The 9,916-nt window shown below is 71.0% G+C and carries 10 protein-coding genes and 1 rRNA gene; 9 read left to right on the top strand and 2 right to left on the bottom strand.

What is annotated here, in order from left to right:
- Window positions 1-7 precede the first annotated feature (7 nt).
- The 9 genes from rrf to ACLJT4_RS34645 all read left to right on the top strand — a co-directional run bounded on the left by rrf (window position 8) and on the right by ACLJT4_RS34645 (window position 7,381).
- Window positions 8-124 (top strand): 5S ribosomal RNA (gene rrf / locus ACLJT4_RS34685).
- Window positions 125-217: 93 nt separating this feature from the next.
- Window positions 218-868 (top strand): HAD family hydrolase, encoded by a 651-nt coding sequence (locus tag ACLJT4_RS34680; RefSeq protein WP_411128549.1) that lies wholly within the window; start codon window positions 218-220, stop codon window positions 866-868.
- A gap of 127 nt (window positions 869-995) precedes the next feature.
- Window positions 996-2,258, top strand: coding sequence for an MFS transporter (locus ACLJT4_RS34675; protein ID WP_411128547.1), 1,263 nt, complete (start codon window positions 996-998; stop codon window positions 2,256-2,258).
- Window positions 2,209-3,384, top strand: coding sequence for an acetoin utilization protein AcuC (locus ACLJT4_RS34670; protein WP_411128545.1), 1,176 nt, complete (start codon window positions 2,209-2,211; stop codon window positions 3,382-3,384). The genes ACLJT4_RS34675 and ACLJT4_RS34670 overlap by 50 nt, the downstream gene beginning before the upstream one ends.
- Before the next feature lie 349 nt (window positions 3,385-3,733).
- The gene (locus ACLJT4_RS34665; RefSeq protein ID WP_411128543.1) at window positions 3,734-4,546 is read left to right on the top strand and encodes a phosphatase; all 813 of its coding nucleotides are present in this window, start codon (window positions 3,734-3,736) and stop codon (window positions 4,544-4,546) included.
- 131 nt (window positions 4,547-4,677) lie between these two features.
- Window positions 4,678-4,887: a helix-turn-helix domain-containing protein gene (locus tag ACLJT4_RS34660; protein ID WP_014144137.1), complete on the top strand. Its 210-nt coding sequence runs from the start codon at window positions 4,678-4,680 to the stop codon at window positions 4,885-4,887.
- A 120-nt stretch (window positions 4,888-5,007) separates the two neighbouring features.
- The gene (locus ACLJT4_RS34655; protein WP_003948845.1) at window positions 5,008-5,106 is read left to right on the top strand and encodes a 30S ribosomal protein bS22; all 99 of its coding nucleotides are present in this window, start codon (window positions 5,008-5,010) and stop codon (window positions 5,104-5,106) included.
- Between the two features lie 215 nt (window positions 5,107-5,321).
- On the top strand, window positions 5,322-6,371 hold the full coding sequence (locus ACLJT4_RS34650) for an NAD-dependent epimerase/dehydratase family protein (RefSeq protein WP_411128541.1): 1,050 nt from the start codon (window positions 5,322-5,324) through the stop codon (window positions 6,369-6,371).
- A 14-nt stretch (window positions 6,372-6,385) separates the two neighbouring features.
- The gene (locus ACLJT4_RS34645) at window positions 6,386-7,381 is read left to right on the top strand and encodes a lysophospholipid acyltransferase family protein (RefSeq protein WP_411128539.1); all 996 of its coding nucleotides are present in this window, start codon (window positions 6,386-6,388) and stop codon (window positions 7,379-7,381) included.
- A gap of 78 nt (window positions 7,382-7,459) precedes the next feature.
- Here ACLJT4_RS34645 and ACLJT4_RS34640 read toward each other — a convergent pair whose 3' ends face one another.
- Together ACLJT4_RS34640 and ACLJT4_RS34635 are read right to left on the bottom strand one after the other, a co-directional pair.
- A complete protein-coding gene (locus tag ACLJT4_RS34640) occupies window positions 7,460-8,662 on the bottom strand; it encodes a DUF5667 domain-containing protein (protein ID WP_411128537.1) in 1,203 nt (400 codons plus the stop codon).
- Window positions 8,663-8,929: 267 nt separating this feature from the next.
- Window positions 8,930-9,718: an ECF subfamily RNA polymerase sigma factor, BldN family gene (locus ACLJT4_RS34635; protein WP_411128535.1), complete on the bottom strand. Its 789-nt coding sequence runs from the start codon at window positions 9,716-9,718 to the stop codon at window positions 8,930-8,932.
- Window positions 9,719-9,916 lie beyond the last annotated feature (198 nt).

Below are 9,916 nucleotides of genomic sequence, written 5' to 3'. Positions count from 1 at the left end.
ATAGTGTTTCGGTGGTTATAGCGTTAGGGAAACGCCCGGTTACATTTCGAACCCGGAAGCTAAGCCTTTCAGCGCCGATGGTACTGCAGGGGGGACCCTGTGGGAGAGTAGGACGCCGCCGAACTAATTTTGATAAAGCCTCGTTCCCCGAGTTTCGACTCGGGGAACGAGGCTTTTTTGCGTTTGTGCTCCGGAGGGGCGTAGGTAGGGTCGAGAAATGCGTTATGACCTGATCATTTTCGACAATGACGGTGTGCTCGTGGACAGCGAGCCGATCTCCAACGAAATCCTCGCCGGCTATCTCACCGAACTGGGGCACCCGACCACGTACGAGGAATCGCTGCGTGACTACATGGGCGGTTCGGTGCAGCGCATCCGGGACCTCGTGCAGGAGAGATCCGGTCGAGCGCTCCCGGGAGACTTCGAGGCCGGCTTCCACACGCTGGTCTTTGACGAGTTCCGCCGACGGCTGGAACCGGTGCCCGGCGTGCGGACGGTGCTGGAGAAGCTGGCCGCGGACGGCGTGCCCTACTGCGTCGGGTCGTCAGGGAGCCATGAGCGGATCCGGGTGGCGCTGACGAAGACCGGGCTGTTCGGGCTGTTCGGGGCGGAGCGGATCTTCTCGTCGCAGGACGTGGGACGCGGCAAGCCGGCGCCCGACCTGTTCCTGCACGCCGCGAAGGAGATGGGTGTCGAGCCCGGGCGGTGCGCGGTTATCGAGGACAGCCCGCTGGGCGTGCGGGCGGCGGTGGCCGCCGGGATGGACGTGTACGGGTTCACGGCGATGACGCCGGCCGCGAAGCTGGCGGACGCCGGCGCGACCGCGCTGTTCAGCGACATGGCGGAACTGCCGCAGGCGTTGCAGTAGCGAGAGGCGGGGCGGGGTGCGTCGGCCGGTGATGGCGTGCGGAGGGCCTGACTCCTCGTACGCCAGTGGGAATTGGGTCGGTGATCCATCTACCCAGCGGTAGCCGGGAGTTCTAGGCTGACCGGCCATGACGCCCCCTCAGGTACCGGGTGCACGGCTGCGGCACGGCCGGGTCGCGCTCGCCCTCAGCTTCTTCGTCCAGGGGGCGGTCTTCGCCCTGCTCGTGACCCGGATACCGGCCATCCAGGTGCGCTACGGCATCTCGGACGGTCTGCTGCCGGCCTTCCTGGCGGCCGTTCCGGTGCTCGCCGGCGCCGGCAGCGTCGGCACCGAGCACCTGGTGAAGCGGGTCTCGCCCAAGACGGTGCTGCGCTGCGTGCAGCCGGTCGTCTGCCTGGCGCTGCTGGCCGTCGGCGCGGTCGGTTCGTTGGCGCAAGTGGCAGTGGCGCTGGCCGTGTTCGGGCTGACGGTGGGGGCCCTGGACGCGTCGATGAACATGCTCGGGGTGAGCCTCCAGCGGGCCTACGGACGCAGCATCATGCTCGGCTTCCACGCGGCGTACAGCCTGGGCGGGATCGTCGGGGCCTCGCTGGCGTGGGTGGGGGCGCACGGGCAGCTGCCGCTGTGGTCGCTCTACGGGCCGGTGGTGGCGGTGTCGGTGCCGCTGGTGCTGCTGAGCGGCCGGTGGCTGGTGGGCAGGGGCGACGAGGAGGGTGGGGGCGAAGGGAAGGGGCGGCCCGCGACGGGGGCCGGGTCGCCGGTCGCCATGCGGCTGCTGTTGCCGCTGTGCCTGGTGATGGCGTTCGCGTACATCGGGGACTCGACGGTCTCCAACTGGAGCGCCAAGTACCTCCAGGACGTCCTGGGCAGCTCGGAGCAGCTGGCGACCGTTCCGTACAACGTCTACATGGTGATGACGCTGCTCGGGCGGACGGTAGGTGACCTGGGGGTGCGGCGTTTTGGTCCGGCCCTGGTGGTGCGGACCGGAACCGTGGTGGCGGCGGTCGGCTTCGCGGTCGTGGCGGTGGCGCCGGACGCCTGGGTCGGGATGGTCGGGTTCACGCTGCTGGGCCTCGGGTTGTGCGTCATCGTGCCGCAGACCTTCGCGGCGGCCGGGCGGTACGCGGTCGAGCGGCACGGTCCGGAGGCTTCGGACCCGACCATCGCGCGCCTGAACATCTTCAATTACGTCGGTTTCCTGATCGGTTCTCCGCTGGTGGGGGCGCTCGGGGACGCCTGGAGCTACCGCGGTGCCATGCTCGTGCCGATGGCCCTGGTGCTGGTGACTTTGGTGTACGCCCGCTCGTTCGGGTCGTCTCCGGCCAGATACGGTGACGACCATGAGCGGCCGCGCACAGTTGATGTGGGACGAGGCAGTAACGGGCTATGACTTCGGGCCGGGGCATCCGATGGACCCCGTCCGGCTCGCCCTGACGATGCGGCTGGTGGAGGCGTACGAGCTCCACCGGGGGCCGCTGGAGGTGGTGGCGGCCAAGCCGGCGGGTGACTCGACGCTGCGGCTGGTGCACCGGGAGGACTACGTCGCGGCGGTCCGCCGGGCCTCCGCCGATCCGGCCTCCGCGGACGTCGCCTACGGGCTGGGGACCGAGGACGACCCGGCGTTCGCGGGGATGCATGAGGCGTCGGCGCTGATCGCCGGGCAGTCGGTGGGCGCGGCGGAGGCCGTCTGGCGCGGTGAGGCGCAGCACGCGGTGAACTTCGCGGGCGGCCTGCACCACGCGATGCCCGGCGGCGCCTCGGGGTTCTGCATCTACAACGACGCGGCGCTGGCCATCGCCAGGCTCCTGGAACTGGGGGCCGAACGGGTGGCGTACGTGGACGTGGACGTGCACCACGGCGACGGCGTCCAGGCGGCGTTCTGGGAGGACCCGCGGGTGCTGACGATCTCTCTGCACGAGCATCCGCGGACGCTGTTCCCGCAGACCGGCTGGCCGGAGGAGACCGGCGGTGAGGGCGCGGAGGGCAGCGCGGTGAACGTGGCGCTGCCGGCCGGCACGGGGGACGCGGGCTGGCTGCGGGCCTTCCACGCGGTGGTGCCGGAGCTGCTGGCCGCGTTCCGGCCGCAGGTCCTGGTCACCCAGCACGGAGCCGACACCCACTTCGAGGACCCGCTCGCGCACCTCGCGGTGAGCCTGGACGCGCAGCGGGCGGCGGCCGAGTCCTGTCATGCGCTGGCCCACGAGCACGCCGAGGACCGCTGGATCGCGCTCGGGGGCGGTGGCTACGCGGTGGTGGACGTGGTGCCGCGCAGTTGGACGCACCTGGCGGCGATCGCCGGGCACCGGCCGATCGACCCGACGTCGTCGGTGCCGGAGGCGTGGCGGCACGAAGTGTTCCGCAGGACACGGCAGTTGGCGCCGCTGCGGATGACGGACGGCCGGACGCCGCACTGGCGGGACTTCGCCGACGGCGGTTACGACCCGGCGGACCGGCTCGACCAGGCGGTGCTGGCCACGCGGCGGGCGGTGTTCCCGTCCCACGGTCTGCTGCCGTGAGGTGAGGCGGGGCGGCCCTAGGGGGTGGGGGAACGGATCCCGTAGGGGTTCTGAGCGCCCCCTGCGGCGCCACAACGTGGCGGGGGCGGGCGGGTATTCCGTCCCCAGCCGCAGGAGTCGTGAAGCGGACAGTTGCCCCGGGTGTGGGGGCGTCCCGAGTGCGGGGGCGCCCCGGGGCCTGGGGTTCGGCGGGCCTGGGGCGCGGCGGTAACTGGGGTGCGGCGGGGCCTCGGTTGAGGCGGGGGCGTCGCCTCGGCTGGGGGCTTCCCGGGCGGTTGCTGCCCCCAGATGTGTGACTACCCGTCGGTTAGGGCATCCGCCCTGCGGTCAACCGGTCAGCATGGGGGCCGTGTTGGGCACCGGGGCGCTGCGGGCGCACCTGATCGAGGCGGGGCTCGCGGGGACGATCGCGACCACGCGGGAGCAGAGTCTGCGGCGGTACCGGCTCTTCGCGGCCCGTGACCCGCGGGCGCTGCTGGGGCTGGATCCCGAAGGGGACTGGTCCTACGGCGACGTCCTGCGGCTGATGGGGCGGAAGTGCGGTGTTTCGGCCGATCCGGCGCACACTTCCGGTCTGGATGTGATCGACCCGGAGCGGACGATCGGCGCTTTGGACGCGTTCGCCGACCGGGTCGCCGCGGCGGCCGGTCGGCGGCTCCCGGTGCTGCTCGGCACCGGCCATCCGCACCGGCTGTGGGAGTTCTACGCCGTCCTCGCAGACGCCCTCTCGTCGGTGGGCTGCCCCGTCCTCACCCCCGCGCATGGCCATCGTGTCGACATAGCGACCCGGTTCGGGGTACGTACCCGGGTCCTCGATTACGTACGGGGAGTCGCGCTGATGCGCGAACCCGGCGTGCGGGGCGCACCTGCCGAGGGGGGCGTGCACACCCACTCGCCGCTCCCGGTGCGGACCGCACTGGAGGCCGCGGCGACCTCCGGGGGGTCGCTTCCGGGGTTGGTCATCGGGGACCACGGTTGGGTCTGCGGAGCAGGTCAGCTGGGCATCGAGGCGATTGGACTGGCGGACGCCGACGACCCCGCGCCGTTCGTCGGAGAGGCGGAGGGGCGGCTGTCCGTGGTGGTGCCGCTCGACGATGCCGTCCGGTCCGTGGACTATCGACCACTGACGCGCTATGTCCTCAATAGAGCAAGTCTGTCCTGATAGGCGGCCGTTCGCTGCTCCTCTTCCCCACTCGCATCACCCGCCCCTAATCTGGGGAGTGAACGCATGGCGACGAAGAGTCACCGGAGGGGAAGCCGGTGCCCGTCTTATGCGGAAGGTGCAGGTGTGTGATGGCTGCGGACCAGAGGCCGTTGAACGAGGTTGTGTTCCTGACAGTGGCGGAGGTCGCCACGGTGATGCGAGTGTCGAAGATGACCGTGTACCGCCTGGTGCACAGCGGTCATCTGCCCGCGATCCGCGTGGGGCGGTCCTTCCGGGTGCCGGAGCAGGCCGTCCACGACTACCTCCGGGAATCGTATGTGGGGGTGGAGTCGGCCTGACCGCTCGTTCGACGACCCTCGGATTACGCGGTACGGCCGGCGCCGGGTACCCTGGCCCGATGTAGGTAGTGTGGGCTCGGACGCCCCGCACCGAGTGATTCGAAGTGAGCGAGGGTAGTCGTGGGCTCTGTTATCAAGAAGCGGCGCAAGCGGATGGCGAAGAAGAAGCACCGCAAGCTGCTCAAGCGCACCCGCGTCCAGCGTCGCAACAAGAAGTAAGCGACGCTGATCGCGATTTCGCGGCCCCTCATCGCCCTCGGGCGGTGAGGGGCCGCGGTGCTTTCGTGCGGCGTTTTTGTGGGCCGTATGGACGGAGGTGGTACGCAAATGTCGCTACGGGCACTGCGCGGTCATCACCGTGCAACACCGACCCGATAGCGTGAGCGGCACAGCTCGTCGCAGGCGGAAGCCGCGGCCGGTAAGGAGGGCTGATCTTGGGCAACGTCGTGCTCGTCACGGGCGCCGCACGGCAGCTGGGGGGCCGGTTCGTCCGCCGGATCCAGCGCGATCCCGACGTCGACCGGGTGATCGGGGTCGATGCCGTGGCGCCGGAGCACCACCTCGGCGGGGCCGAATTCCTCAAGGCCGACATCCGGCATCCGGCGATCGCCCGGGTCCTGGCCGAGACGGGCGTGGACACCGTCGTCCACATGGACATCAACGGCACGCCCCTGGGCAGCCGCGGTGGCCGGGCCTCCGTCAAGGAGACCAACGTCATCGGCACCATGCAGTTGCTCGGCGCCTGCCAGAAAGCGCCGCACGTCCAGCGCGTGGTGATCAAGTCCAGCACCAGCGTGTACGGCTCCGCGCCCCGGGATCCGGCCGTCTTCACCGAGAACACCCCGCCCAAGTCGCTGCCCAGCGGTGGCTTCGCCAAGGACACCGTCGAGGTCGAGGGGTACGTCCGCGGCTTCGCCCGGCGCCGGCCCGACGTGGCGGTCTGCGTGCTGCGGTTCGCCAACATCCTCGGACCGTGCGCGGACTCCCCGCTCGCCGAGTACTTCTCGCTGCCCGTCCTGCCCACCGTCCTCGGCTACGACCCGCGGCTGCAGTTCGTCCACGAGGACGACGCCATCGACGTACTGCGGATCGCCGCCGCCGCGCCCCGCCGCGGCACCCTCAACAGCGGCACGTTCAACATCGCGGGGGACGGGGTCCTGCTGCTCTCGCAGGTCTCCCGGCGCCTGGGGCGACCCACCCTCCCGCTCTTCCTGCCCACCGTGACGTGGGCCGGCACCGCCGTGCGGTCCCTCGGCATCACCGACTTCTCCCCGGAGCAGATCCGGATGCTGACCCACGGCCGGGTCGTGGAGACCACGCAGATGCGCGAGACACTGGGATTCCACCCCCGCTACACGACGGCGGAGACCTTCGAGGAATTCGCCCGCAGCCGCGGACCCGGGCTCCTGCCGCCCGCGTCCCTCGCCCGCACCGTCGACCGGCTCGCCGGCGTGCTGTCCGCACGTCGCGGCGCGAGCCAGTGAGGAGTTCAGCCACCATGGCGGACGCCAAGGTCATCCCGTTCGGCGAGGAGCCCCGGGCGCGCCGCAAGGCCCGGCGGGCCGGGCACGGCGGGCGGGGCACGGCGCTGGCGCCCGTGCCGGAGGCCCGCACCGACCCGGAGCCGCCGCCGGCCCCGCGCCCGACCGGCGGCCGGACCCTGGACGAGCGGATCGCGGGCGGGCTGGCCTTCCTGCGCCGCCGGATCACCGGCGACTACGAGGTCGACGACTTCGGCTACGACGAGGAGCTGACCGACCAGGTCCTGATGTCGCTGCTGCGGCCGCTGTACGACAGGTACTTCCGGGTCGAGGTGAAGGGGATGGAGAACATCCCCGCCGAGGGCGGTGCGCTGATCGTCGCCAACCACTCCGGGACGCTGCCGCTGGACGGTCTGATGCTCCAGGTCGCGGTGCACGACAACCACCCGGCGCAGCGCCACCTGCGGCTGCTGGCGGCCGACTTGGTGTTCGTGCTGCCGGTGATGAACGAGTTGGCCCGCAAGGCCGGGCACACCCTGGCCTGTGCGGAGGACGCCCAGCGGCTGCTGGAGCGCGGGGAGATCGTCGGGGTGATGCCGGAGGGCTTCAAGGGCATCGGGAAGCCGTTCGCGGACCGCTACAAGCTCCAGCGCTTCGGGCGGGGCGGATTCGTCTCCACGGCGCTGAGGGCCGGGGTGCCGATCGTGCCGTGCTCGATCGTGGGCGCCGAGGAGATCTACCCGATGATCGGGAACGCCAAGACCCTGGCGCGGGTGCTGGGGCTGCCGTACTTCCCGATCACGCCGACCTTCCCGTGGCTGGGGCCGCTCGGCGCGGTGCCGCTGCCGACGAAGTGGACGATCCAGTTCGGCGAGCCCATCGCGACCGACGGCTATCCGGCCGAGGCGGCGGACGACCCGATGCTGATGTTCAATCTGACCGACCAGGTGCGGGAGACCATCCAGCACACCCTCTACACGCTGCTCGTGCAGCGGCGCTCGGTGTTCTTCTGAGGGAGGACCGGAAGAACACCGAGCGCCGCTGAACCGCTGCGCCGTCCACCGCGGGACGGCGCCCGGCGGCGGGCCGCGCTACTTGGGCAGGCTGTCGCCGTCGATGCCCAGGTCGGGCAGGAGCCCGGGCAGCAGCGGTGGCAGTGTGACATCGGGCTGGCCGGCGCCCTCCTTGCCGTGGCTGCCGTCGTGCGGCGAGGCGCTGCCCTTGCCGGGCGGGCCGAGCAGGCCGCCCGTATTGCCGCCCAGCAGGCCGTCCTGCTCCGGGGACGGCGAGGCCGAGGGGCGCGGGGCCTGCTCGGCGGTGCCGTGGGAGCCGGACGCGGACCCGCTGCCGGCCGGGGACGGGCGGCGGCCGCGGTCGGTGCCGCCCCCGTCGGCCGGCGTGTCGCGGTGGCGGTTGTGGGACTCAGGGCCCGGCGGGAGCAGCGAGCGGAGCGGGCCGACCTCATCGTCTATGGCGTCGAAGACCGAACTCACCTCGTCGCGCACGTCGGTGAGCTGCACCGGGAGTCGGTCGCGCAGCTGCGTCCAGGTGTTGCGGTGCGACTTGGTGAAGGAGTTCAGCGTCTGGATGGGGCCGAGCGAACCGTCGCGTTCATAGGCCGCGTGCAGCAGGCGGTGCCCCTCGCCCGCGTCGTGGCGGACGCCGGCCAGGGCCCGGCGGACCTCGGCGAGCTGCTCGTGGTCGAGCTGGGCGGCTCGACCACGCTCCATCAGGCGGCGGGCCTCCAGCATCCGGGTGGACGCCTGGTCGAGGTAGAGCCGGCCGCGGTCGGAGTCGTCGCCCGCCATCGTGAGCTGGAGGTCCTCCATGCCCCGCTTGAGGCCGTAGAGGGAGTCGCCGGGGAGGGCGTCGGTGCTGGCCATGGCGACGCCGCTGAACGCGCCGGCGGCGACGCCGACCGTCAGACCGCCGGCTGCCAGGCCCTTGGAGAGCCGGGAGCGCGGGCGCAGCCGGCCGAGTGATTTCGTGGCGCGGTGCGCGCCTCCTGCTTCGCGTTGCTCGGGCACCCGGGCGTCGCCGGACGGGGCGCCTTCGGCGAAGGCGGCCTCCATCGCGGCGATGAGCTGGGCGCGCTGGACTGTCTTGACCTCGGCGGCCATCTCCGGCTTCGGGAGTTCCCCGAGGCCGTCAGCGACCGCCAATAGCCCTGCGTCTGCCGGCGTCTGTGCCGGACTGTCGACCTGGTCCTCGGTCGCCGCGCCCTTGAGCTCCTGCTCCTCCAGGGCTTGGGCGAAGGCGTTGGCCCGCCGGTGCACCGAGACATTCGTGATCACGGGCGGCACCTCCTCTCGTCATCCCGCTCGACTCCCCGGACTGGCATTGACTATCCAGACGGGCCGGATGGTTGCACGCCGTTGTCCGCGGCCACTCGAACGAGTGAGAGGCAGCGGGCATGGCGTGACCGCGTGGAGCCTGCATCCCGCACAACGAGCGGCGCGGCACTCGGGTTACGCACTCACGATGATCTGACCGACAGGGCATGCCTGGTCACCAACGGTGAGCGGCGGGCGGGGTGTTGGGGGTGGCGGAGGGGTCGGGCGTCAGCGGGCGTCGTCGGGGAGGAGCCGCGCCAGGGTGCGGACGGCCCGGTACTGGAGGGTCTTGATGGCGCCCTCGTTCTTGCCCATGACGCGGGCGGTCTCGGCGACCGAGAGGCCCTGGAGGAAGCGAAGGGTGACGCATTCCTGCTGTTGGGGGTTGAGCTTGCGTACCGCCTCCAACAGGGCGGCGTTGGAGAGGGATTCGAGGACCGAGTCCTCGGGGCTGCGCTCGACCTCGTTGGCGTCGAGCATCTCTCCGGTGGTGACTTCCAGGCGGAAGCGGGAGGACTTGAAGTGGTCGGCGACGAGGTTGCGGGCGATCGTCACCAGCCAGGCGCCGAAGTCCCGCCCCTGCCAGGTGAACGTGCCGATGCGGCGCAGGGCGCGGAGGAAGGTCTCACTGGTGAGGTCCTCGGCCGTGGCGCGGCCGCCCACGCGGTAGTAGATGTAGCGGTAGACGGTGTCGGCGTACTGGTCGTAGAGCCGGCCGAAGGCGTCTGCCTCGCCGGCTTGGGCGCGTTCGACGAGGTCCATCATGCGGCGGCTGTCGCTGTCCGCGGGGCGCCGTGCGGTGGTGGTGCCGGTGCTGGCGCGGCGGGTTCTCCCGGCGGTGGCGGCCTTGCCGACCGCAGCGCTCCCGTCAGCCAGCGCGTAGCAGGGGCCGGTGGGGACGGCTGTGGCGAATGCGGGGACGGCGTACGCGGTGGGGACAAAACTGCGCAGGTGGTCGACGAGTGTCGTACGCAGCGTAGCCAGGCCCGAGGCGTCAACCCCGACGTGTGGGTACACGGGACTCCCAGAGGCAGAGCTTCCATCACGTGCAGTGCGGGACCGTTCACTCGTCGTAGGGACGTGTGGGTTCCGGAATGCGTCTGAGGAGAATAACGCTTCGTACAGGCAGCGCTACACCCAGTTGCTCAAATCATCGATTACTTACGTTCCGTGTTCGGTTGGTGGCGGATCAAGTATCGAATATTGAGCAACTAT

The organism is Streptomyces sp. x-19 (genome assembly GCF_046549115.1).
GTDB classification, from domain to species: Bacteria; Actinomycetota; Actinomycetes; order Streptomycetales; family Streptomycetaceae; genus Streptomyces; species Streptomyces albulus_C.
The sequence above is the reverse complement of the archived record's forward strand: the minus strand, read 5'-3'. Positions and strand labels throughout refer to the sequence as shown.

Coding starts and splice junctions, on each gene's coding strand:
- ACLJT4_RS34675 (WP_411128547.1), top strand. CDS start 996: ATGACGCCCCCTCAGGTACCGGGTGCACGGCTGCGGCACGGCCGGGTC.
- ACLJT4_RS34645 (WP_411128539.1), top strand. CDS start 6,386: ATGGCGGACGCCAAGGTCATCCCGTTCGGCGAGGAGCCCCGGGCGCGC.
- ACLJT4_RS34660 (WP_014144137.1), top strand. CDS start 4,678: ATGGCTGCGGACCAGAGGCCGTTGAACGAGGTTGTGTTCCTGACAGTG.
- ACLJT4_RS34670 (WP_411128545.1), top strand. CDS start 2,209: ATGAGCGGCCGCGCACAGTTGATGTGGGACGAGGCAGTAACGGGCTAT.
- ACLJT4_RS34680 (WP_411128549.1), top strand. CDS start 218: ATGCGTTATGACCTGATCATTTTCGACAATGACGGTGTGCTCGTGGAC.